We start from the raw sequence: 21,262 nt of genomic DNA, 5'->3' as shown, positions 1-21,262 counted from the left end.
TTGCAGGAAGTCGCTCCCCACAAGGGTTAAAAAAGTTGATCAGGCGGCAAGCGCCTGGACATCGATAATCGCGTCAGCCTCTGCGACAAGATCGGGTGTTTGCGAGATGAAAAACTCCCGCTGATACCCGCCCTGCTGCAACACTTCTCGCTTCATGCGAATGAACTGCAGCTTTCGCTGCGGATCAAGCGGGCCGTCCGATTCGTCGCTAAAGAGGGTCTGGTAAGGCTGCCCGGTGTTCTGGGCGAGGTATAACGCAATGCCACGCGTCAAACACTCGTTGATCCAGACCTTTTGGCCACCCGACATCACCTCGACAAGTTTGGTGCTGTCGTTGTCGGCGTCATGCACAAGGATTTGAAATCCCTCGCGCATTTCTCCGCTGGCCAGCGCCCGTTGCGTGCGAATCTCGACGGTGAAGCGCCGCCCATAACAAGCCAGCAACAACTCGTTCACGGTGTGCGTCAACGCCGGCCCCGCATCGTCAATCGTCAAAGCAACAACACCGTCGTTGCCAAGACCTTTCGCCAGAAGCTTCCAATGTGCGATCTCATTGGAGAGCCGACTGGCGCGCACTTCGGTCGCGACAAACGGGATCAACTCCGTCTTCAGCCTTTCGCATTCAGCCTGCAACGTTGTCTGCGACCGGATCAGATGTTCGATTCGAGCATCCAACGCCACAACACCTTCTCGACTAACGGAAAGTTGTCGGTCGATTTCAGCGATCGCAGCAGTCACATCGACTGCACCAAGACGCGTAACTTCCTCGACAAGCTCCGTCAGTTGCGCCATCAACCGAGACTTATCGGACTCGATACGAAGCAGGCGTGCCCGTTCCTCTTCGGCCAAAGCCTTGAGTTCCGTTTGCGCTGCCTCGAGGCCAATGGTTGCAGCCTCTAGCAACGGTTTTTTCGCAGCGAGTTCAGTCGCTTTCTCAAGCTTCTGACGGGCAATTGCAATGGCGTCGTTCAGCGTCTTCAGCTCAGCACGCTTTGCAGCATGCTGCTCGATCGCCGGCGCCAGTTCCACGGCCAACTTTCTCGTTTCCGAATAAGTCGTTCGTAGTTGGGCCACCGAGATCCGCTGAACCTCTGCCTGTACCTTAGCCTCACGCGCCTGCGACAACAGAGGACATCTCGTGTGCATGTCATGGCCAGCACAGGGAACCGAGTCGATCACCGCAGCTTGCTGCCTGAGGTTTTCGAAATGAGCCGCTTTGGTCGGCCCTTCCTTTTCGAGACCCTGCAACTTGCCCTGCAACTCTGCGTGCTGAACCTGCTTCGCCTGCAGCGCTGCAATCTCGATTTGCAAAGGCTCGACTCTTGCGGCCTCCCGGCCGATAGAAAGCTGTGCCTCATCACGCTGCGCTGCCGCACCGAGAATTGCGTCTCGTTGGGTCAACGTCGCCTGATGTGTGGCAATGGACCGGTTCAGCGCCAACGTGCGTTGCTGCGTACGCGTCTTTGCGGCCGTGTCGTCGTCATTCAGCGTCTTCAGAGCACCGTTCAGTTCGTCCCGTCGCACGCCGAGTTGGCGAAGACGAGCCTCAATCGCGGCCGACTCACTTTGCTTGACAGCGAGCGTCGCGCGCTGCTGAGTCAGGCTTGTGCTGACCGCCACCGCCTTATCACGGTCCGTGCGAGCAGATCGAAGTGCTTCGAATTCTCGATCGGCCAGGCGCTGAACGTCCGATACCCGTTCGCGTTTGAGGACCAACGAGGAGATCTCAGCGTTGACGGCGTCGAGCGCACGACCCAGAATCTTTGCAACGTCGGCAGCTTTCGCCGACAACGCCTTCAGATTCTCGATCCCGAGCAATTCGGCCAGCAGCGTTTTAATTTCACCCGATCCGTAAGACGCAAGCGGCCTTCGGTTTTGAGCCGAAAACACACTTGTGAAGAACGTCTCGAGTGAGCCGTTGATCGCTTCGACGCAGCGGTTGTATGTGTCCGCCTTGCCGTCCGACACGGTGCCGTCCGGTAACGACACTGGACGCCATGTGCCATCCATTGATCGATAAGCCAGGTAGTACTCGGCCTTGCCAGTCTTGCCGGGCTTTCGAAACGAAAACGAGGACCGATAGCGGATGCCATCGTGTTCCCATTCAAGTTCCTTAAGCGCGGTGGGCGCACAGATGTGATCCCAATACGAGAACGCATCGACCGATATCTTCGATGCATGCGACGGCATGATCGGATACGGATGCAAGTTGTCCATGATCGTCGTTTTTCCGGCCCCGTTGGGTCCGGTCAACGCAATCAGGCCTTCCGGCAAGCTTTCCAGATCAAGCGTGAGACTGTCGCGGTGCATACCATCTCGGACACCGTAAAACCCTTCCAGCGTGAGTTTCAGTGGGCGCATGGCGGCAACTCCGATGCTTGTTGCGACATCTCAACCCATTGCGCATAGAACCCGTCGTTGTCATCGTCCGGAAACGCGTCGTGAACGGTCCCAACGGCGGATGCGGCAACAGGTTCGGGCAAGCGAGGCGCGCTCAACGTGCCATCGATTGCGGCGCTCACCAGATCGCAGGCCTTCGCAAACTCGCGTTGGGCGCTAATGAGAAGCTCATCCCAGCCCGAGTGACCGGTCAGGGTGCGAATCTCCATCGCGGACCACTGAGTTGCATAGCCTTCACGATATGACCAGAGGAGGTGCTGCAGCTCAACAGTTGGCGTGACTGCGATGTTAAAAATGCCCGGGGCGGTTGCAGACATCACGAGGACCTTGCCGGACTGGGCAATGACCGCACCGCGATGTTCGCCAAATGGCTGATGAAAAATCGCCGCAGTGAAGCCGGCGTGGTCGACGAGCGACTTTTGAATCTCACGCGCCGGACGGTGTTCGGACACGAAAGTACGAATCCAATCGGATCCGGCAGGATAAAGGCCAAACATGATTGCACTCCGTTAGGAAAAAAGACGGAGTGCGCCCGTTAGGGATCGCTCCCCGCCAGGGTGAAGAAGAATGGAACTGCTGAGAAAGGGTGTTGCCTACGTCGATGCGTCTAGGACGCGGTGAAACCTTGTTTCGATAACCTAACGGGCTATCGGAACACGGCTCGTGTTCACACGTGAGAGAGCCGTACTGGCCTCTCTCACTGGGTTGGCAGCTCACGCTGCAAAAAGATCATCCTCGAGCCACGACGCCGGCGGCGAAACAATCTGGACTGTTGCGTCCGGAGCTTCAACTGTTTCGGCTTGCGCCTCGCGACCGTTTTCTGCAGCATCAAAAGACGCCTGACTAGACGGCGACGATTGCAGCGAGTCGATAGTACATAGGATGCTTGCAGCTATCGATTCCGCGTCGTTCGCCTCAAGCAATTGAAAACGCTCAAGCAACGGCGCTGCACCGACCTCCGTCAGTTCGCACCACCGTTCGAGCTTGCGCTCGACGGTTGCCTCAAGACTGATCCCCTGAGCGCGGCTGCGTGTGACCGGAAGAATGCGCGCTTCGACCTTCAACTCCGATGCGCCGGAAAAAAGCGCCGCGATCGCCTCACGATCAACCGCCTGTCGATGCTCCTCGTCAACTTGCCAACGAACGCGAACAAACTTGTCCGTTGAGCTGGCCGCGATCTCGGCGAGCCGCGCCATATCGGGCAGCCCGTCGAAATCGATACAGACAGTCTCCCGCGCGGGTGTGGCGACCAGTTGCGCTCTCGCGTCACCGGCAGACAGATCCCACAGGAGATAGCCCTTATCGCCCTCTTCGCCATAATGAAAGCGTCCGATCGAACCCGGATACGCAACCACACGCCCTGCGCGTTCCCATTGCTGGTGCTTGTGAATGTGTCCCAGCATGAAAGCATCACATTCAGCGTCGAACAACGCACCAAGGGAGAACTCGTGATCGAAGCCGGCCATCGTGACGCCGTGCTCAGTCGTGCAGCCGTTGACCGTGCCATGCGACACACCGACCGTTCGGATACCAGCCGCGCGTAGCTCACGGTTGACCTGCCCGGCCGCCGCGAGATAGTCGCTCAGCACGTCGCCAAGCGCCGTTGCCGCATCCTTCGCGCCCACCGCGGCCGCGAGTTGCCCCTTGTTGATCGTGGGCAAACACGTGAACACGACATCCGCGCCGATTTTAAGAACACCGCTCAGCTCGTCGGGGTCAAATACCGGCCCGGCCGACGCGAAGAATTGCCCCTCGAACCAGCTTACTTGCTGCACGCGATCAGCGATAAACACGGGATATCGGTCGCCCATCAACGCAAAGTTCTTCAGCGTGCCAGGTGGCTCGTGAGAGAACGTCCCTTGCAGCATCAAAACCGGCATTGAAAAAGCGAGACGGTGGATCTGTTGCGCGAGCCGGTTGAGCGATGGCGCATGCGCATCGAGCCGATGGTCCGTCGCGTCGCCTGAAATCACGGCGAAACCTGCCTGTAGTTCGATCGCAGTGGACACGGCGAACCCGAAGCAGCGGTCCGCTTCCTCCAGGTTGCCCGGCGCGTAATGCAAGTCAGAAAAATGAGCGATTTTCATATCGCCTCCTTAAATGAAAAAAGCTGCCTCGGTGTCCCGTAGGCAGCTTCATTGTTGTCGCCGAGTGGCGAGAAAGATTTGAATTTACGTGCTTTGCAGCGTGTTCCGCACCTTCATGAGCGCAATGCCAAGAAGGTTTGTTCCGCGCCAGTTGGACTTGTCAAGAATCAACGGGTCGCGCTCGCCAAGTCCGACACCCCAGATCAGATCGTAGGGGCTCGCTTCGACCAGTTCAGTCGATGCGGTCGCCAATAGCACTGTTCGCAACCGTGGGTTCTGCAAGAACTTTTCTCGACAACCGACGTAGACGATTGATTCGCGCTTGTTTAGCCACTTTTCCATATCAAAGCTTTTGACCTTTCGGCCCAACGCTTTTTGCTCTTTTGGATAACGTGCGGCCAGTATTGCGTTGGCCGATGCGGCATCCTCAAATAACTTGGCTTTCGAGAACATCATGAACTGCTCGACGCTCTGAAATTCGAAGCCGCGATAAACAAACTTACAGGGATGCCAGTTGCTCAGTGCATCGTCAGCGCCGAAGAACAACGTAAAGTTGCCGATCTCACGCATCGAATAGTCCTTCAAAAACAGAAAATGGGCCGCCGAAGCGGACGGATTCGATGCGCAGGGGAGCGCGGTCGAAAACTCTTTAGCAACGCGTGTTTGCTGAAGGGTTCTCGCGTATCGACATCGGGAAAGGTGAACCAGCCCCGAAGGGCCGGCGAATGAGAGGGTTACCGGGAACTACTGGATTCGCTTCACCAGGTGATGACCTTCATCGAGTTCAACTTGCTCTTCGACCCTCAGAGCTTCAATGCGTTGGATATCGACTGCGTCATACCCGTTGTTACGATGAAAGTGATTTTCCGACACTGTGCTCGTGCCTGCTCGAAGATACGTTTCATCCCAGGTAGCGTTGTAAAGTCGTGCAATGGCGATCCCCATTGCAACCCTTATACGAAGCTAGTCGATTGCACTGCGCTCGCAATTTCCGCTTCGAGTTCAGTCCTGTCGACGAGTGCGCTGGCCAGGAACCGATTCATCGCGTCAACCTGATCGAGCTTGTTCGTCCAACCCCTGCCGTACCGAAACTGGCCAAGGATTCTGACGTCTTGCTGCCGCTCTTCACGATTAAGCCCAAGGCGATGCAACAGATCCGTCATGCGCTCGCGCTTGTCTTCCAGCGTTTCATTCGGATGTGGCTCGTAGTCAATGGGATCGGCCGGTGGTTGGCCGGTCGATTCAGATGTGCGGTCAGCCGCGCTTTGATCGATCACGTGCGTATCGCCCGAGGCCTCAATCAACGCGACTGCCTGATTCGCGCTTTCCAACGCTGGCACAGCACCGTCCGCGCCATCAAGCAACGCACCGAGATCGATATCCGCATCGAGCACCGTCAGCATCTGCTTTTGACGAACCGCCTGGCCGTTCTCGTCGATGCGCGTGATGTCGAACTCACGCTTCGACAGCCAAAACCGGGTGCCTGTCAGCCGACCGCGCGCAAGCGCCACCGTCTGCATGGCGCCGTAAGCTTTCTGAAGAACGTAGATGGAGTTGGTTGGCAGCTCGATCAGCCCGAGACCCTTGATTTCCGGAATCACGAACAGGAACGACGCAGAGAGGTTGCATTTGCGCGCTTGGTACTGCGGACACGCATGCGGATCGCACTTGCCATCGGGTATGTCGTCATCCTGTCGGTGAACAATGAGTCTGCCGCCGAAAGAACGTCTGACGCGTGTCGCCCGCTCATCGCGTTCAACCGGCGCATAGGTCTTGCAGTAGCGCACGCCGTCCGGTCCATACTGCGAGAAGAACTGGCGGCTCGTCGTCGTGTACACCGCCATTTCGTTGGGGACGTTTCGAAGCCAATCGTCGAAGGCAAACATCACCGGGAAACGATAGAGCTTGATGCCATCGCCCCGATCCTCGCCATACATCCGGAGGATCTCATCGGCCGTCGCTGGGTTGGAGAAGTCGGAACGCCTGCACACGAAGTACGGGACGTTCTTCGGCACCAACGCGTTTTTGAGCCTCAGCTTGCTCTCGAGCATTTTGCCGATCGTCTCGTAAGAGTCGCCGGCGGCCGCCATCGCGTTGTACAGCTCGACGGCTTGTTGATTCGCCTGCATCGCACGCGTGAGAACTTTGATACCCGGGCGAATCTTGCCCATGGTCGGGGGCCGGAGCGCCCGCTCCTCTACCAGACTGCGCGGCGTGAGGTCCAGCATCGATACGACTGCATTCATGATTTTGAGCTCGCGAGAAAGAAGATGGCCGCGGTGCGCAGTTTGGTCGCCTGAGATTGGATCTCGCCGGCGGCCGCGCTGCCTCTGCGTTCGGTCACTTGATGGATAAAAACGGAACGCTCGGCGTCGCTGAAACTTGCGACTCGAGCCGCTTCACAGCGTGTGCGCCACGCATTCGAGGTTGTTTCCCATTCAGCGCGCTCAAACTCGATCTTGTCTTTGATCGCGGTTGCAATGCGCTGGTTGAGGCGGTCTTGCAGCAACATAAGCACCTCCAGAGAAAGCCCATCGGAAACCGACAGGCGAAAAAAAAGCCCGCTCCGGTGAGGGAGCGAGCTTTGAGAAATGGGGAAATAAGACCTACACGCCACGTCCCTTCTGGGGACGTGGCGCACAGGGAGCCAGTAAAGGCTCTATCAGAGGACGTAAAGTCGTCCTCGCGCAGCATGGTCACGCTGCGCAACAGCCCTTTTCGGAAAATACATTCCGCCGCAGGAATCACGGATCAGCCAACTTCGATCGTTCTACCCAGAACAGGCTCTGGAGAGAGAACACCCGAAAAACTGGGTTCGAACGATGTACCCGGCGCAAATGAATGCGATCCAGGGTTACGAGTATCACGGCTGAAATTGGGGAGTGTTTAGCTAGGCACTCGACACAAGAAGATATCCACACCAGGAGCTAACTGGTCGGAGCATGCTCAGAAGCACGGCTTGGAGAAAAAAGATGGACTCCGGGATAGGAGTCGAGGTCGATGCGTCAGAGACGCGGGGTATGGATTGAAGTATTCAGGGAAATGGATGTGCTGTGGACTCGAAAGGTCACGAATTTGATATGTCTTTCGACGGCTCGACGCGTTTTCATTGATTGAGAATCTATGTCTGAGAGAGCACATACAGACCGAGAAAACCATGTCAGCTGTTCCGAAGGAAGCGCCCCAAGATAACGCACCTGTTGCGCCCGAAACATCGCCAAACGCCGCGATCGAGTCTGGACTCAAACCACTCGCAAGGCTGACTAGCGACGACCGGATCGCGCGCATTATCCCCGACACGCACGCTCAAACCGAGCTTACGTACCATTCGAAGTTCATGCGGGAGTTCCTCCGCGCGCATTACTACTTCTGTTCCGCCAAAATGTCAGTGGCACGGGGCGGCAAGCGCGCTGCGATTGAGGAAGAGTTCCGAGTTGCAGACGAGTGGTTCAAGCGGGCGCTGGCGCAGACCAACAAATTGCCGAGGCGTAAGCTCAGCATCAAGCCTGAAAGCGCCACGATCGAGGTGAAGAACGCCTTGTCCGGCCGTCTGGTGCGTCTTCTCGCGATATACGACGTGATCTTCGTCAGAACGCTCGAAGGCCTCTTCCTCGGCGTCGTATCTTCGCATCAGCGCAAATCCGCACTGGCGGCTGCCGAAGCGCGCCTCCACCAGTTTCCCTTCATCTGCATCCCGGACAACGACCGATACGCGCCGGAAGGCATCCTGTTGCCGGACTCAGATCGCGCTAACTAAGCGCTCTCCCCCATTTCTCCGCCGTCCTGCTTGACAGCGACGCGCGGGCGGTACGCTCTCAAGACAATAAACAAACGAGGTCTACTATGGATTTACGCGATATCCAACGGCTTCATGCCCAATTTGCACCCGATATGACCACCATTGATTTGCCGAGACAGATCGCGGCGCTTCCGGCACCGGCCAGTATGGCTCGAGATGACGTTGCGCCAACGATGCGCCGGCGCTGGGACCAAACAGGTCCCATCGTGCGCGTGAGCGTTCTCGCGCTCGCCGTCGCCGCCGTTGTGGGTATGGCTGGAATGGGCGCTGCTTCGCTTTACAAGGCGTTGAGCACATCGCAAAGCCCTATTTCGATCTCGACGACTGCCCCCACGAAATCACCGGCCAAACAGCCGGTGAACGCGCTCAAGATAGACGCAAACCAAGTCAAGGAGATCGATGCGGCTCCTGCGCAGCCAGTCATGAATGCGCCTGGACTCAGGTCAAGTGACCTCATCGGCGCTTCATCATTGGGGCTGACGGCTGATCAATTCCAAAAATCGCTCAAGACGACCGGCATCCCGGCTCAGGGGGCGATCACGACGCCCGCACCCGTACAAATGACGGCAGACACCGAACGTGCTGCGGTATCCCCTATCCACCGGAGCGCGCCGCGTAGCAGCGTCGCACCTACTGTTGCCCCGACGTCCCTTCCCGTTGCAACGGGGATCGCACCGACGCTCGTGGTTTCGCCAGCTCTCTCTTCAGTAGCAAAGCCGGCGGATCCTGTTGTCGTGCAGCAAGTGCCGCGGCAATCGGTCACTGTCGCGCCGGTAGCCGCGAGCCAGCCCTCTCCAACGGTCGCCGCCGCATCCGCAGCAACCACGACGAAGCAGACGCATCCAGCCCGTCATCGGATCTCGAAATCGCGCGTCGAACAGGAGAGCGTAGTTGAGCCGAACACGGCAACGCGCGCCCTCACGCCATCCGCTCCGGCGAGCCGGACAGGATCGAACGAAGTACAGATGTTCTAGGGAGTTTCGGTCATGAAAAACGAACTTTGCATTACGCTCATCGCGCCAGGCTGCGCAATCAACGGCGACATGATTGTCGATCACGGTGTCAGTTGCTTCGGATTGTGTGCGGGCAGCGTCATCTCGACGCGCGGCTTGCTGCATATCGGCGAGGGCGGCCTGGTCAAGGGCAGCACGCAAGGCGAACACGTGCGCATCGACGGGCGCGTTGACGGCAACGTCCACGCCCGCGATTCGCTCGAGGTCAACGGACACGTTTCCGGCGACATTCTCTACAGCGGCACGATCCGATTAGGGCCCAACGCGTCGCTTAATGGCACGCTCAAGCGCGTTGCTCGAATGCTGACGATCGATGTGGCACCCCCGAGCAACGCGACCCCGCAGGAGGAACCTAGTACGACTGCGGCGATCTCTCCCGTCGAAGGCGTATCCGAAAAGGGTGACTCGAACGTCACTGAGCTACATCGTACGGCCGCGTTCTAGAACGGGTGCCTTGGTGAACGGACGGGGTAAAGATTGTAGGAGACGATCCGATAACAGGTCATGCCGTGAATCGCGGCTCTCTCACAGCGGGCCGCAATGACGATGACAACAAAACCCGAAACCGACTACAGAAGTGACACATGGGAAGCCGCCGCGCAGGAAGCGGCCTTCGAGGATCTGTGCTTTTGCATGCTCGTCGACGGTCGGTTCATCAACCGCCATGCAATGCCTGAGACCGTTGCCCACCGAAGCCCGTTTGTCTTGCCTGATGCGTTCCTGAGCGACCTTTTGGAAAAAACTTTGCATTTGGGAGACTAGGGTTTATACTTATTTCGTCTCCTCCATGTCTCCACTGATATGGATTGTGCCCGCCACTGAGCGGGCTTTTTTTCGTCCTACGCGTCGACTCTTACCGGGATCGTTTTGTGCAAGCCTTCGATTGCAGCCAAATTCAGGCGCATAACCGAATCGGAGGTTTGCTATGAATAAGGATCAAGTGAAAGGTACGGCTGAGAAGGTGAAGGGAAAGGTCAACGAGGCTGTGGGCAATGCCACGGACGACGCAAGTCAAAAGGCCAAGGGCCAACTGCAGCAAGGCGCTGGTGAGGCCCAAAAACAGTATGGCGACATCAAGGAAGACGTGAAAGACGGCGCGAAAAAGCGCGCACCCTGATTAAACACGCTCTATAGATAACGCCGGCTTGCCCGGCGTCTTTTGTTGAAGGCGCTGCGTCGTACACAGTTTGCAACACCTGTAACCAAAAGTAAGCCTTATGTGGGATCGCCCACATAAGGGAAAGCGGGTTGCCGTCTAATATTGCCTTGCTGACCGACAACAAGCGCCCGTCGATAAAACCAACACGCAGAGGCAACAGGTCAGTTCCGAGAGAAACACTACCAAGGCGGTAACGGGGGTTCCCACCCTGGTTTGAAGGCCCGGCATCGTTCCGGGCCTTTTCCTTTGCGCTTTACGAAGCGCGTTTGGTTACCCGGACCGCGTACTCGACGCCAAACCCATCCTTCGCAATCGCTGTTTTGACGCCGAGCGGCACAGTCACATCGACCCGCTGCGTCCACTCGTGAGCGGCATCCATTGACGTCAGCTCGATGAGCAAGTGGGCGGTGTTATCCGGATTAAAAGCTAGTACGTTCGTATCCACGTAAAGGCTGTCGGCAGTCTTGGTCGGCTGGACAAACCCCGATTGCGAGCGAAACACCCTAAATCCGGCTTCCTCGGTTGTTTGGAGGGTCGGAATGCCAACATGGGCAACGAATGCGTACTGGATATGCCGCGAAAACGTGCCTTCGTCGGGACCGTCGATTGTCATTTGAACGGCGGCTTGATCCAGATCCCTGAGGTCACGCCACTTACCACTGGCGCAGGTCAGCAAAGTATTCCCGGCCGCGCCTTCCATCAAGAGGCCAGTAGTCGAGCACGAATCACCAGCAGACACTTTTGCGAGGGATGCAGAGCCCTTGGTGTTCACGACGCGAATGCTTTGCCCGTCCTCGGATGTGATCTTGGGTGTTCCAGTCACGGACATGGCCGTATTCTGCAAAGGCAAGGACTGCGCGCAGGCAAGTGATGCGTAGCAAACGGAAAGTGCGAATAAGAGAAATTTTTTCATCAGGTGGCCTTGTATCCGCAGTTTCGGTATCGAGTCGATTGACTCGAATTTTCAAATAGATTCGTCGCGTGTTTCGGCCGTTTATGCGGGGACCGGACGTCGCGTGTTTGCATTCTTAAATAGGAGGTTTGCGGCGCTCGAAGACAGGAGCGACAAAGCAACAAGGGCAGCTACAAAGAATGCTAGCGATAACTGCGATGCGGATTGAGCGCGCACTACGTTCTCTCTTTGCTGCTGAAAGGCTATGCGCCGCTTTTCGATCTTTTGACTCAGCTCGGTGATGGAATGAAAGCCGTACTGCGTAAGAACATGTTCCCGCTCGTCACCCGTCAATCGCTCTACTATCTGCAACGTCCGCATATCTTGGGAGGAGTTGGCCGCCTCGCCAACAACCGCAAGTGTGGCGGCGGAACTCGTGGCGAAGGATGTGAAGGCGATTGCGGAGCTAATCACAGTTGCCCCCGCCGCCACGACTAGCGCTGCGCCAATTGCCTTCTGCCCAAGAATCAGTTTCTGTTTCATTGTTACTCCCCTATTTTGTGTAGCGCTTCGCTGCTCAAATGCACTTGCTATGCGGCAAGTGCCGGCTCAGCTGGCGCCTCGATTTGTGCTTCGGTCACGAACCTGGACGCAAAGTTCTTGGCTGTACCTGAAATCATCAGGGACTCGCGTGCACGCGTCATCGCGACGTAAAACAACCGACGCTCTTCGGGTTCAGTCGATTTTGCATCTGGCGCGATCGTTTCTTCGGCGCGCGCGATCCACACGTGATCCCATTCCAACCCTTTCGCGCTATGCATCGTCGTGAGAATCAGTGCGCCGGGCGTTGGGTGGTTGTTCTCCTGGCGCATAAATAGCAGCCGTTCAGCAAACGTTCCTGAGAGCCTTGAGAGCACGTCGTACGTCGCCTGAATCGCGCGGATCGCTTGCTCTTTTTTCGCGTACTTCAACATCCACTCGCTGACCCCGGAAAGCGTCAACGAGTAGAACTTTCGGTCGCAGAGCCCGCGCCACTCGGCGAGCCGCTTCATGAACTCTCGATAGTTTGTAGCCACGTCCTCCGGCAGACCCAACTCGACTAGGTCAGCCCTGCCGCGCTGCTGCAGCTCAGCTCCCATGTTTGCGTGAAGCGCACGCAATTGCTCGGCGCGAAGACCCAGGTGAGCCAGCACCGAATCCAGCCCGGTTTCTTTCACCCGCTCGACAATTTCCAGCAAATTGCACATGAGCGCACCTTCTGGCCGACTCAGCACAGAAGATCCCGACGCGCGGTAGTACTTCACACCATGCGAACGACAAACCGCTTCGAGCGGATCCAAGATACGGTTTGTTCGAGCGAGAATCGCGCACGACTGTTTGGCGACGAGCAGTGGCGCCAGTGCCTCAACCGCAGCGACAGCTTCCGCGTATTCGTCGGCGTGCCGCGAAGCCATCACACGGCCGCCCGCACCCTTCTCGGCTCGCAATACCTTCGCGATGCGATCGACGTTGTTGCGTATGACGCGGTCGGCGGCCGCCAAGATCTCGGAGCGACACCGATAGTTACTGCCAAGCACCACCGGTTTAGCATCGAACTGCTTGATGAATGCTTCCATGCCCCGGTAGCCCAGCGCTTCGCGAAATGCATAGATGCTCTGATCGTCGTCGCCCACGACTGTCACGATCGAACCTGCGTTCGCATGCAGCTCGATCCAGCGATATTGAAGCGGGTCGGTATCCTGGAACTCGTCAACGAGAAGGAAGGTGAAGGGATACGGGAGGATCGTGCCGTTCTCCATTCCCTCTACAGCCAGACGCAGCATGTCCTGAAAATCGATCTTGCCGTTTCTCGCCAACGCGTCTTGATAGGCCGCATACAGTTGCCCGTCTTCGCTTTGCGGATCGAATTTACCAAAGTTCGTTTTGATCTTCTCGATAGCCGGGATGACGTCTTCAGCCTTTCCTTCCCGACCGATTTCCTGCATCACCCGGATGAGCAGTCCAAGACGGTCGCCCTCGGATGCAATGTCGAGCGGCCGACTGCCGGGACGCTGCAATTGCTTGTACGCGAGCGAGTGGAAGGTTCCTGCGATCAGCCTTTTCTTAACGGTCTTGCCGGCGGTAGCCAGGATGCGATCGCGCAGCTCGAGCGCAGCGTCTTTAGAAAAAGTCACCGCGCCCACCATCACGGCCTCTTCCTGAAGCAGCAGCGCCGCCTTGGTCGCGATCGTCTTGGTTTTGCCCGCGCCAGGACAAGCGATCGCCACACAGTTCTGGCGCAACTGGGCGACTTCCCGTTGCTGGGGGTTCAATTCGTCCAGCATCGCATTAGCCTTACAAGCCGCGCACGGTCGTCATCAGCCGCAGGTGCGTCATGTAACCACGCAAGCCCAGCGGGTTGAATTTTTTCAGGAAACGCACCGTTTCGTCATCCACATCCGACTGATCGCGAATGCCGTTCCATACCATGAAGTCGTAATGATCCATGGCTTTGTCGAACTTCATCAGCGCGCTCAAGATGCGCATCGAAAAGCGCGAATACGCCTCGACCTCGATTTCGAGCGCCGGCATCGGAATGCTCGGTTCAAACACAAAATCATTGGCCGCACGAAGCTCAGCTTCCTTCGACACGCGATACCCCTCGGCGACCCGATGCTGCTCTTCGACGTATTCTTCGAGGGACTTGAGCTGTTTGTCAAAGAAGCCATTCACGGTTTCCTTGTTCTCGCTGCCAAACGTGGAATTGCCGAAACGTTGCATGTTGATGCTCATGCGGTTCAGATACGGCCACCATTGCTCGAAAAGCGGCTTCAGCCGTGTGTGGTTCAGGCGAACATGCGCCGAAACGACGGCGGCGCCCGACAACTGGCGGTCCAGAAGTTGGCGGCCGATTTCGCGGCGACGCTTGATGATGGCGATGCGCTCCTCGCCAGGCAGGTCGCGAAAGAGCTTGCGGGTCTTGGCCACTTCGGCGCGCTTCATGGTCGCGTCGTCTTGTGAAATCACGCCTTCCTTCTGCAGCCGGTCGGCATCGGCCTCCATTTGTGTAAGCTCAAGCTCCAATTCGCCGTCATCGGCGCCGTCGGTTACCGTGCTTGGTGCCGAGACCCCCGCTACCATAACGGGCTCCAAAACCGCGCCGTCGATGGCGGAATTCTCTTTGACTTGGGTTTCTGCAACAGTGCTCATTCGGCCTCTCCTGGCGGGCATACGCCCGGTTGTCGTTGGAAAACAAGGCGCGCGAAGCGCTGCCTATAAATGTCATTGTTACGGGTCCATCGGGCTGCGAGAGCGCGAAAGGCGCACTATTTTGTGTGGCTTTGCTTCGACGTAAGCACGAGCGGTGACCGGCAATGCGATTTGCCGTGCAAAAAAAAGGAAAGGCTATACGGCGTATAACCTCTCCTGAAGAACGCAGCCGACTTTTCCCTCGCGCCAGGTCTCCTGCTGTGGCTCTCCTACCGAGAGGACTGAAACGACTCGGCGGCTTTCCAAAGCAACCCGCCTAGCAGACCAGCAACAACCACCCAGTAGGTCGCGATCACCGGTATGGGAACGACAAGTACGCCAAATAGCGTGCCGAGCACGAGCAAAAGGCCGTGGCCGGCCAAGTGAAAGGACAGCGGACTCACGAAGCCAGCGGCGGACGCTTTTATCTTGCGCCGGGCAGTTCCGTCGAAGAACATAGCGGCCGCAAACAGCGCGGTCCCAGCAATCCAAATCTTCATGACCATCGCCCGATACATCATGCGATAGACAAGCAGCCAGAAGTTTTCGGTCCACGTATGAGCGAAGGTCGAGAATCCGCCGTCGGTCATGCCGCCTACCGGCCCTGAGGCGGCAAGCGTTCTGCGCAGCAAACCATTGTCAACGAACGAACGCCTGAAAAGCGCGTTGGCTGAGCGGGTGGCTTCATCTGCACGTTCGGCGCCCACTGACGTAACCAACGAAGCGGTTTCCGCTTCCGGGATTTCGAATAGTGAGCGTTCTGGAATGGCCGGCATCACCGCAATGGCGAGCACGGGCACGAGCAGGAACCAGACTTTAAGGTGCGAGCCGAACCGACTAGCCATGATGGAAAATCTGCACGAGGATCAGTACGGGAACCGCGACAAGGGCCAACAGACCCAGCCAGAAGAAACCGGGCCGTTGGTCCGCAATCGTCGCGAGCGCATAACAGCGGGCTGCGGCACCTACCGAAAACTCGGCCGGCGGCATGGCCCCAGGTTCGTCGAATGCTACGACGGTATCGAGCGCCCGCCGCGCGGTACGTTCATCAACGCCCGACAACTTCGCTATGATCGAAACGGTGAGCGACATCGTATTCCTCGAAATAAAAGCGGAAAGCCTCGCCTTGCAGCACGCGCGAAGCCAGTTGGAACGCCGCCGTGCGCTCTGTAATTTGTTCGGGGCACCGTTCGTCGATGGTCTCGAACTTACAGTTCGCGTGGCGTTCTTCGAACATTGGAATCGCTTCGAGCATCGGCGACCAAACGCTCAGCTTCTCCCCGCGCCTGGCGACATAGCGACGCGCATACAGCGCCTTTGCCGGCTCGAAGAGACCTTGCATGAAGGCGATATGTTCGTCCCCGGTGCGCTTGGCGCGTTTGAAGCCGCTCAACGCGGAGTGAATCATTTCCGCTGCGAGCGGCCCTTTGTCGCCGCGAAAGCGCTCGCCGACGAAGTCGACCACGCGAGAGCACGCGAGCTCCAGTTCGGGCGCCACATTAAAAACCGGGATGAGCTTTTGCGATAGCTTGTGATCGCGGATGATGTTTTTGAATGCGACAGACATGATCTTTTTTATTAGCCTTCGATGATGGGAATACGACCCTGATACACCGCACCGCCAGAGATGCGCATGAAGTACTGCAAATTCGGCAGACTGTGAATTAAGCGCATAGGGATGAGCGGCGCCTTTTCCAGTTGAAGCGTGCGGGACTGCGAGCCACTGAACTCCATGGCGTGCGACTCGGTCGTAGTGTTCGTGCTGTTCGAAATGTTGACCACGCGAATCGCCGTTTCTCCGACCTTGTCCGAAAACCACTTTGCAGTGTCGCTGTCTTCAAGCCTAAGGATTATTTGATTGTTCAAGTTACCCAAAACCTGCAGCATTTTTGCCGCGTTTCCAAGCTTCGCCTCAAGGTCCGCACGCGCTTGGAAAGCCACAAACGCCTTAAACCCTGCGCCGCGACCTTTATTCAGGATCTGGATCACCTGTTCGTTGATTGCCTCGGCGATTTCATCGATGATCAAGACCACGTCGGGCTTCTCGGCATAGAAGTTATAGATCGAGCCGCACACCGCCGCCACATCCGACAGCGCCATCGATGCGATCGCCTTCTGAACAATGTTGTTCGAGAGGGAATCCAGGCCCATGTACAAGACTGCTTTTTGCTTGATGATCTTGTCGATGTCCCAGATCTCCCGCTCATCCTCGAAATCGTCAGCTTTTGGCGCGAGCATCAAACCAGTTTCGCCAGTGGCGAGCATCTGGAGAAGCGGCAATGCCGACGCGATGATCCGCATGTAGTGCTCGCGATCATGCGTGTGGGTGGCGATCAGGCCGTCGAGCGTTTCATGACCGCGATCCACTGCCGCAAACCGGTCGATGTAAAGCTTGGCCATACCGTCAACCAGCGAAACATCGTTCTTGCCCTTCGTTGCTTGCTGAACGGTCGAGCTTACGACAAGCGTTTCCCAATCGGGCAATCCGTTTTCAACGAAGAAGCGGCGTAAGCAGCGATCCAACAGCGTGCCGATACCCGATTGCGCGTATTTGAGGATGGACCGTAGATTCGGCTTGTCACCAACGTACAGCTCACCCTTGACCGCGCGGTCGATGAAAAGGAACGCGAAGTCCCGAAATGGCCCCTCCTCCATCAATTGCGCGATACGCGACGGAATTTCCGACGGCTGCGACCAGTTTTCAAGCGGATTCAACCGAATGGACTCTGCCGGTTTCGCCTGATTGAAATAGAGGAATTTCCGGCCGGCGCGCTTGCACTCCTTCTCAACGCGCTTTTTCCAGTCGTCGTCGTTCTTCGGATCGACGATGATCAGTACATCCTTGGGGTTGTGGATCACTTGAGTGGAGATGACCTCATAGGTGCGGGTCTTGCCCGAACCGGTCGTGCCGCCGACCAGCGTGTGACCGCCCATCGCCTTATAGTGAAACGGCACGCGAACTTTTTTTGGTTCCATCCCGTGGATCCACGAGGACCCCTGAGGCATGCGATCTCGCACGCTGTCTACCGGCGCGAAGACCGATTCAATGCGCGCTTCAACTGCGCGCCCGAGGTCCGTCTTGTTCAGCCAGCGCGGTAACGATGGAATGTCCGTCGTGGGCATGCGCAGGATGTCATGGGCAATTTGCGTATGCTTCTGCGTCCATTCGAACCCGGTGCCGAGATACATCGAATCCTCGCGCTCGCGCATGTTTTTCTGCGTGGCGAGCAGTTTAGAGATGTGGATCTTGCTCAGCCACTTGGTCGAGATCGCCATGCGAAAACTCAATGCGCGCCAAATCTGTACGCCTCGCACCGTCAGCACGGCCAAGCCGAAGAGTGCGAATGCCCAGCTATACGGCATGCCGGACACAAGAATACCGACAATCGCAAAGGTCCAAACCACAGCCGGTCGCACCTCATAAATCGGGCGGAAGTGATTGATGTAGTTCATGCGGCTGGTCGCTCCATGATGATCCGCCCCGCGCGCTCCACGATGCAGATGTCGTTGCCGTGTGCGCGCATGAGCAAGCTGCGTTTCCTCAGTTGCTCCACCAGCGCATCGCTTGTCATGCCATACGCACCAATCAGCCGCTTCTGAACGGTCAACCCCTTTTCTTCCCAAGCAACCTTCGCTTTGCCCGTTGCAACATCGTCCGCAAGTGCCCGGAAGAACTCGCGCATCATCACGGAACCAGCGCCGAACAACTCGTCGAGCTCTTTGTCAGTTGGTCCGGCCCGACCCGCTTTCGAGACCGGCAGCGACACCGCCGCGGGATCTACGGCGACGGGCTTTACCACCTCGGGACTAGCGTCCGCGGAGACCGGCGACGCCGCCAACGCTTCGCTGCGCTCCAATGCATCAAGCAAGGATTGCGAGAACTGCGGCGTTGTTGCTGCGGGGCTGGCCACCGCCGGGACAGGCGCTGTCGCGATAGCGGGAGATTGCGCGCTCGCGTCTGCCGGACGGGCCGATGTTCCAACACTCGGGGAGATCGGGGGCGGCGTAGCACAATGTACAGGAGCGGCAGCGGCTCCGGATGCGGCGGCGGCAGGCACCGAAGCTGGCGAAGCACCTGGCGCGGCCGGTTGCGGCTGAAGCTCGAGGGCGACGTGCACGGCGGAAGGAACATCGAATTTAACCGGTGCAAAAACGCCGCGTTGCGCTTTGCGCTCGAAGTCGACGGCGACATCCATGGCTTGGCGCACCACCTTGTGCACCAACGCCTCAAACCCTTGCGGAGAGCGTTCGGGATTAATGGCGCCAAAAAGATCGGCGAGCACAGCCGTGTCGAGTCCTGAAAGCAGCTCAGCGGTAATGACGGTTTGCGCGAACATTGCCGTGCGCATCCGCTCGCTTTTCAGTGGCGCCGTGCGTCGTTCGATGGTGTATCCCCCATCGCCGAGCCAGGACCCGAAAGCGCCGTGCGCGGCAGGGTTCCACCGCGCATGGTCAGCAAGCCGCGTGAATTCGAAGTGACGGCACGGCTCGTCAAGCAAGGAACACGCTGCTGCGAGGAATACGGCGAAGTTGTATTGCGGTTCAAGCCGCCTGCGCTTTTCCGAGGTCAGGTCGGCGGCAAACTTTTGGCCGCCGGCAAGGCGCATCGCGTAGAAGGTCGATTCGATGGTCGCTCGGAACGCACCACCGGGCTCACGATGAAGCTCCGGCGTGAGCGGCATCGACGAGAACCATTGCGCGCAGCGGGTTAGCACCGAAAGCCATTTGCGCTCGAACACGGCCTGCGTACTTTCATTGGCACACTGACGGACTAACTCAATGCGCTTCGCATAGAGCTTAAGAAGCGCTGCGGCGTCGATAGGTTTATGAATGTCGGACATTTTTTAGAAAAGCCCACCGGTAGCGGCCTTCGCGGCCATGCGCACCCCAGCCGTGCCGCTTGCGCCCGCTCCACCGCCGAAGATACCTGCAAGCTTCGGAATTTCCAGCGAAAGCAGAAGCATGAAAATCGAAAGATCAAACACGTACGCGGCATTCAAGGTGGTATGGCCGCCCACAGCAGCCGCTTTCGAAAATGCCGACGAAACCGCTGTGTTGACCAAGCCCATTAGAATCGACACGACGACGATATACATCCCGGCACTGATCATCCAGTCGAGCCACTTTTGGAAGTAGCCGCGGGTGTACGAGGAACAGCCTAATGCCAACGCGATCGGCCCAACAACGATTCCGATTGCGGCCTGAATCTGGCCCACTGCCGTGAAGTACGCGTAGAAGATCGCAGCTACTGTCATCACAAGAAATGCAAGCAGCAAAACCACGGCGTCGCCCAAGGCCTGCGCCGGATGAGTCAGCGTGCCCCAGATACCGTAGCTCTCTTTCAAGCCATCGAAGATTGTCCCGCCGAGGTGCGCCATCTGAGAGGCCACATCTGGGCGAGAGCCGTTGATCGCGGTCGCAAGATTCTGGAACCATGTCCAAAAGCCGGTCGCCGATGTGGCGTATCCAAGATACAACGCGAGGAAGATGCCAAGCACAGCGATCTCCTCGAACACTGCGATCCATGCGGACACCGGATGATGGGTCCCCGCGAAGCGAACGCCCGCAAGCACAATCGTTATCACGCTAAGCGCCCACGCAAATTTGTTCGCCTCGGGCAGGACCGTTTGACTCAGCGTGACCGCGTGTGGAATCAGATTGACGAGCAAGCTCGCAATTTGCGCGACCGCGTCTCCCGTGCCTTCGCCGAGATCGCCGGGCCTCGAGATGCTCGCGAGTGCGCTCGCGGCATCTCCAGTGGTTTTGGTCGCACTAGGCGTGTCGGCCGGTGTTACCAACTGCGCGTGAGCAAGTTGAGTCCCGAACGCTGCAAGGAACAGCAGTGCGATTCCAACAAGTTTCAGGCGGCGCCAATAGCTTGCGAGAAAAATATTCATCATCATTGGCCTAACACCGTCGAGGTTCCGATGGAGCTCTGATAGGCAGCGCGCTCCTGATCCTGTTTGGACTGCAACGTTGCCCGCGCCGCATTGGAAGCGGTAGCGTCAGCAACTTTCGCCTGCGTATCCACAGCCTCGCTTTGCTGCTTGGCCGCCATCATGGTCAACATGTCGCCGTTCTGGCTCGATACGATATCGAGCATGTGCGTCGTCAATTGCGCGGTCGCCTCTTGCGTGGGCGAGAGATTCAACTGGTCCTGTATTTCCTGGCGACGTTTCGCCAAAACTCCGACGTGGGAAATGACGTCGCTGCCTTGCTGGAATAGCTGCTTTGCAGTCGTATCGTTGTTCTGTAACAGCGTGCTCTGGTCGCTCAGCCATTGCTGCGGCGTCTTTCCGGACTGAGTGACGAGGGAAACAACCTTCGTCAGGTACTGCGCGTTGCTCTGCAGACCGCCATAGAGAGATTTCAGGCCATCGGTGTACTTGCTCAGGCTGCTAAGGTCGCTCGAAATCGTCTGCGCTTGTGAGAGCATCGCCGCCGGATTGAGATTGGTCGCCTGCTTGAGCTGGTTCAGCATCATCTGATACTGATAGATCAGGTTCGTGTCCTGGTACACCTCGGACTTGACCGCTTCGGCCGCTGTAATCGTGTTCTTCGCAAAATTTGTCGGGTCGAACACGATGCCCCATGCATGGGCGGCGCTTAGGGGTAGCAACGTCATCACGCAAACCGCAGCAAGCCTACCGAGCGTTTTCTTCAGCATGATTTAATCCTTTCGTT

22 protein-coding genes are annotated in these 21,262 nt (G+C 57.5%); 5 read left to right on the top strand and 17 right to left on the bottom strand.

The features are described 5' to 3' along the window. Nucleotides 1-39: 39 nt before the first annotated feature. The 6 genes from ACSQ36_RS42255 to ACSQ36_RS42230 all read right to left on the bottom strand — a co-directional run bounded on the left by ACSQ36_RS42255 (nt 40) and on the right by ACSQ36_RS42230 (nt 6,999). Entirely contained in the window at nt 40-2,361 is a 2,322-nt protein-coding gene (locus ACSQ36_RS42255; RefSeq protein ID WP_436186836.1) for an AAA family ATPase, read from the bottom strand. Continuing rightward, a complete protein-coding gene (locus ACSQ36_RS42250; RefSeq protein ID WP_436186835.1) occupies nt 2,349-2,897 on the bottom strand; it encodes a hypothetical protein in 549 nt (182 codons plus the stop codon). Before ACSQ36_RS42250 ends, ACSQ36_RS42255 begins: the two co-directional genes overlap by 13 nt. Nucleotides 2,898-3,113: 216 nt before the next feature. Beyond that, nucleotides 3,114-4,487, bottom strand: a complete 1,374-nt coding sequence (locus ACSQ36_RS42245; RefSeq protein ID WP_436186834.1) for a metallophosphoesterase family protein — start codon at nt 4,485-4,487, stop codon at nt 3,114-3,116. Between the two features lie 84 nt (nt 4,488-4,571). Continuing rightward, nucleotides 4,572-5,057 carry an NADAR family protein gene (locus ACSQ36_RS42240; RefSeq protein WP_436186833.1) on the bottom strand — a complete coding sequence of 162 codons (486 nt, stop codon included), beginning with the start codon at nt 5,055-5,057 and terminating at the stop codon, nt 4,572-4,574. A gap of 383 nt (nt 5,058-5,440) precedes the next feature. Next, on the bottom strand, nt 5,441-6,733 hold the full coding sequence (locus ACSQ36_RS42235) for a recombination directionality factor (RefSeq protein ID WP_436186832.1): 1,293 nt from the start codon (nt 6,731-6,733) through the stop codon (nt 5,441-5,443). Next, nucleotides 6,730-6,999, bottom strand: coding sequence for a DUF7696 family protein (locus ACSQ36_RS42230; RefSeq protein ID WP_436186831.1), 270 nt, complete (start codon nt 6,997-6,999; stop codon nt 6,730-6,732). Before ACSQ36_RS42230 ends, ACSQ36_RS42235 begins: the two co-directional genes overlap by 4 nt. A gap of 645 nt (nt 7,000-7,644) precedes the next feature. Between ACSQ36_RS42230 and ACSQ36_RS42225 the strand changes: the two genes are divergently transcribed. The 5 genes from ACSQ36_RS42225 (at nt 7,645) to ACSQ36_RS42205 (ending at nt 10,416) form a co-directional block, all read left to right on the top strand. After that, nucleotides 7,645-8,244 carry a DUF1845 domain-containing protein gene (locus ACSQ36_RS42225; protein ID WP_436186830.1) on the top strand — a complete coding sequence of 200 codons (600 nt, stop codon included), beginning with the start codon at nt 7,645-7,647 and terminating at the stop codon, nt 8,242-8,244. A 134-nt stretch (nt 8,245-8,378) separates the two neighbouring features. After that, complete coding sequence (locus tag ACSQ36_RS42220) at nt 8,379-9,260, top strand: hypothetical protein (RefSeq protein ID WP_436186829.1); 882 nt, start codon at nt 8,379-8,381, stop codon at nt 9,258-9,260. 12 nt (nt 9,261-9,272) lie between these two features. After that, nucleotides 9,273-9,743 carry a bactofilin family protein gene (locus ACSQ36_RS42215; protein ID WP_436186828.1) on the top strand — a complete coding sequence of 157 codons (471 nt, stop codon included), beginning with the start codon at nt 9,273-9,275 and terminating at the stop codon, nt 9,741-9,743. Between the two features lie 96 nt (nt 9,744-9,839). Next, a complete protein-coding gene (locus ACSQ36_RS42210; protein WP_436186827.1) occupies nt 9,840-10,061 on the top strand; it encodes a hypothetical protein in 222 nt (73 codons plus the stop codon). A gap of 163 nt (nt 10,062-10,224) precedes the next feature. Continuing rightward, on the top strand, nt 10,225-10,416 hold the full coding sequence (locus tag ACSQ36_RS42205; protein WP_436186826.1) for a CsbD family protein: 192 nt from the start codon (nt 10,225-10,227) through the stop codon (nt 10,414-10,416). A 295-nt stretch (nt 10,417-10,711) separates the two neighbouring features. On the opposite strand, the gene ACSQ36_RS42200 is transcribed toward ACSQ36_RS42205, so the two are convergent. From ACSQ36_RS42200 to ACSQ36_RS42150, 11 genes are all read right to left on the bottom strand, one after another. Beyond that, complete coding sequence (locus ACSQ36_RS42200; protein WP_436186825.1) at nt 10,712-11,371, bottom strand: hypothetical protein; 660 nt, start codon at nt 11,369-11,371, stop codon at nt 10,712-10,714. An 81-nt stretch (nt 11,372-11,452) separates the two neighbouring features. Then, nucleotides 11,453-11,893, bottom strand: a complete 441-nt coding sequence (locus ACSQ36_RS42195) for a hypothetical protein (protein ID WP_436186824.1) — start codon at nt 11,891-11,893, stop codon at nt 11,453-11,455. Between the two features lie 47 nt (nt 11,894-11,940). Then, nucleotides 11,941-13,674: an ATP-dependent helicase gene (locus ACSQ36_RS42190; protein ID WP_436186823.1), complete on the bottom strand. Its 1,734-nt coding sequence runs from the start codon at nt 13,672-13,674 to the stop codon at nt 11,941-11,943. Nucleotides 13,675-13,684: 10 nt separating this feature from the next. Continuing rightward, nucleotides 13,685-14,539, bottom strand: coding sequence for an ATPase (locus ACSQ36_RS42185; RefSeq protein ID WP_436186822.1), 855 nt, complete (start codon nt 14,537-14,539; stop codon nt 13,685-13,687). A gap of 269 nt (nt 14,540-14,808) precedes the next feature. Beyond that, a complete protein-coding gene (locus tag ACSQ36_RS42180; protein WP_436186821.1) occupies nt 14,809-15,423 on the bottom strand; it encodes a DUF4400 domain-containing protein in 615 nt (204 codons plus the stop codon). Beyond that, the gene (locus ACSQ36_RS42175; RefSeq protein WP_436186820.1) at nt 15,416-15,670 is read right to left on the bottom strand and encodes a hypothetical protein; all 255 of its coding nucleotides are present in this window, start codon (nt 15,668-15,670) and stop codon (nt 15,416-15,418) included. Before ACSQ36_RS42175 ends, ACSQ36_RS42180 begins: the two co-directional genes overlap by 8 nt. Beyond that, entirely contained in the window at nt 15,627-16,145 is a 519-nt protein-coding gene (locus ACSQ36_RS42170; RefSeq protein WP_436186819.1) for a hypothetical protein, read from the bottom strand. Before ACSQ36_RS42170 ends, ACSQ36_RS42175 begins: the two co-directional genes overlap by 44 nt. An 11-nt stretch (nt 16,146-16,156) precedes the next feature. After that, entirely contained in the window at nt 16,157-18,031 is a 1,875-nt protein-coding gene (gene traD / locus ACSQ36_RS42165; protein WP_436186818.1) for a conjugative transfer system coupling protein TraD, read from the bottom strand. Beyond that, nucleotides 18,028-19,419, bottom strand: a complete 1,392-nt coding sequence (locus tag ACSQ36_RS42160; RefSeq protein WP_436186817.1) for a TraI domain-containing protein — start codon at nt 19,417-19,419, stop codon at nt 18,028-18,030. Before ACSQ36_RS42160 ends, traD begins: the two co-directional genes overlap by 4 nt. A 3-nt stretch (nt 19,420-19,422) precedes the next feature. Beyond that, the gene (locus ACSQ36_RS42155) at nt 19,423-20,481 is read right to left on the bottom strand and encodes a type IV secretion system protein (RefSeq protein WP_436186816.1); all 1,059 of its coding nucleotides are present in this window, start codon (nt 20,479-20,481) and stop codon (nt 19,423-19,425) included. Beyond that, nucleotides 20,478-21,245, bottom strand: a complete 768-nt coding sequence (locus ACSQ36_RS42150) for a type VI secretion protein (protein WP_436186815.1) — start codon at nt 21,243-21,245, stop codon at nt 20,478-20,480. Before ACSQ36_RS42150 ends, ACSQ36_RS42155 begins: the two co-directional genes overlap by 4 nt. Nucleotides 21,246-21,262: the final 17 nt, after the last annotated feature.

The sequence above is a fragment of the Caballeronia sp. LjRoot34 genome, from assembly GCF_964253815.1.
In the GTDB taxonomy this organism is placed as follows: Bacteria; Pseudomonadota; Gammaproteobacteria; order Burkholderiales; family Burkholderiaceae; genus Caballeronia.
Note: the sequence above shows the minus strand (reverse complement) of the source record. Positions and strands in the feature narration are given on the sequence as shown.

What these genes read in the sequence shown, in the direction of transcription:
- ACSQ36_RS42235 (WP_436186832.1), bottom strand. Translation starts at nt 6,733, where the DNA reads ATGAATGCAGTCGTATCGATGCTGGACCTCACGCCGCGCAGTCTGGTA.
- ACSQ36_RS42240 (WP_436186833.1), bottom strand. Translation starts at nt 5,057, where the DNA reads ATGCGTGAGATCGGCAACTTTACGTTGTTCTTCGGCGCTGACGATGCA.
- ACSQ36_RS42160 (WP_436186817.1), bottom strand. Translation starts at nt 19,419, where the DNA reads ATGTCCGACATTCATAAACCTATCGACGCCGCAGCGCTTCTTAAGCTC.
- ACSQ36_RS42255 (WP_436186836.1), bottom strand. Translation starts at nt 2,361, where the DNA reads ATGCGCCCACTGAAACTCACGCTGGAAGGGTTTTACGGTGTCCGAGAT.
- ACSQ36_RS42250 (WP_436186835.1), bottom strand. Translation starts at nt 2,897, where the DNA reads ATGTTTGGCCTTTATCCTGCCGGATCCGATTGGATTCGTACTTTCGTG.
- ACSQ36_RS42205 (WP_436186826.1), top strand. Translation starts at nt 10,225, where the DNA reads ATGAATAAGGATCAAGTGAAAGGTACGGCTGAGAAGGTGAAGGGAAAG.
- ACSQ36_RS42180 (WP_436186821.1), bottom strand. Translation starts at nt 15,423, where the DNA reads ATGGCTAGTCGGTTCGGCTCGCACCTTAAAGTCTGGTTCCTGCTCGTG.
- ACSQ36_RS42150 (WP_436186815.1), bottom strand. Translation starts at nt 21,245, where the DNA reads ATGCTGAAGAAAACGCTCGGTAGGCTTGCTGCGGTTTGCGTGATGACG.
- ACSQ36_RS42175 (WP_436186820.1), bottom strand. Translation starts at nt 15,670, where the DNA reads ATGTCGCTCACCGTTTCGATCATAGCGAAGTTGTCGGGCGTTGATGAA.
- ACSQ36_RS42195 (WP_436186824.1), bottom strand. Translation starts at nt 11,893, where the DNA reads ATGAAACAGAAACTGATTCTTGGGCAGAAGGCAATTGGCGCAGCGCTA.
- ACSQ36_RS42245 (WP_436186834.1), bottom strand. Translation starts at nt 4,487, where the DNA reads ATGAAAATCGCTCATTTTTCTGACTTGCATTACGCGCCGGGCAACCTG.
- ACSQ36_RS42190 (WP_436186823.1), bottom strand. Translation starts at nt 13,674, where the DNA reads ATGCTGGACGAATTGAACCCCCAGCAACGGGAAGTCGCCCAGTTGCGC.
- traD (WP_436186818.1), bottom strand. Translation starts at nt 18,031, where the DNA reads ATGAACTACATCAATCACTTCCGCCCGATTTATGAGGTGCGACCGGCT.
- ACSQ36_RS42225 (WP_436186830.1), top strand. Translation starts at nt 7,645, where the DNA reads ATGTCAGCTGTTCCGAAGGAAGCGCCCCAAGATAACGCACCTGTTGCG.
- ACSQ36_RS42200 (WP_436186825.1), bottom strand. Translation starts at nt 11,371, where the DNA reads ATGAAAAAATTTCTCTTATTCGCACTTTCCGTTTGCTACGCATCACTT.
- ACSQ36_RS42230 (WP_436186831.1), bottom strand. Translation starts at nt 6,999, where the DNA reads ATGTTGCTGCAAGACCGCCTCAACCAGCGCATTGCAACCGCGATCAAA.
- ACSQ36_RS42155 (WP_436186816.1), bottom strand. Translation starts at nt 20,481, where the DNA reads ATGATGATGAATATTTTTCTCGCAAGCTATTGGCGCCGCCTGAAACTT.
- ACSQ36_RS42215 (WP_436186828.1), top strand. Translation starts at nt 9,273, where the DNA reads ATGAAAAACGAACTTTGCATTACGCTCATCGCGCCAGGCTGCGCAATC.
- ACSQ36_RS42170 (WP_436186819.1), bottom strand. Translation starts at nt 16,145, where the DNA reads ATGTCTGTCGCATTCAAAAACATCATCCGCGATCACAAGCTATCGCAA.
- ACSQ36_RS42185 (WP_436186822.1), bottom strand. Translation starts at nt 14,539, where the DNA reads ATGAGCACTGTTGCAGAAACCCAAGTCAAAGAGAATTCCGCCATCGAC.
- ACSQ36_RS42210 (WP_436186827.1), top strand. Translation starts at nt 9,840, where the DNA reads ATGACGATGACAACAAAACCCGAAACCGACTACAGAAGTGACACATGG.
- ACSQ36_RS42220 (WP_436186829.1), top strand. Translation starts at nt 8,379, where the DNA reads ATGACCACCATTGATTTGCCGAGACAGATCGCGGCGCTTCCGGCACCG.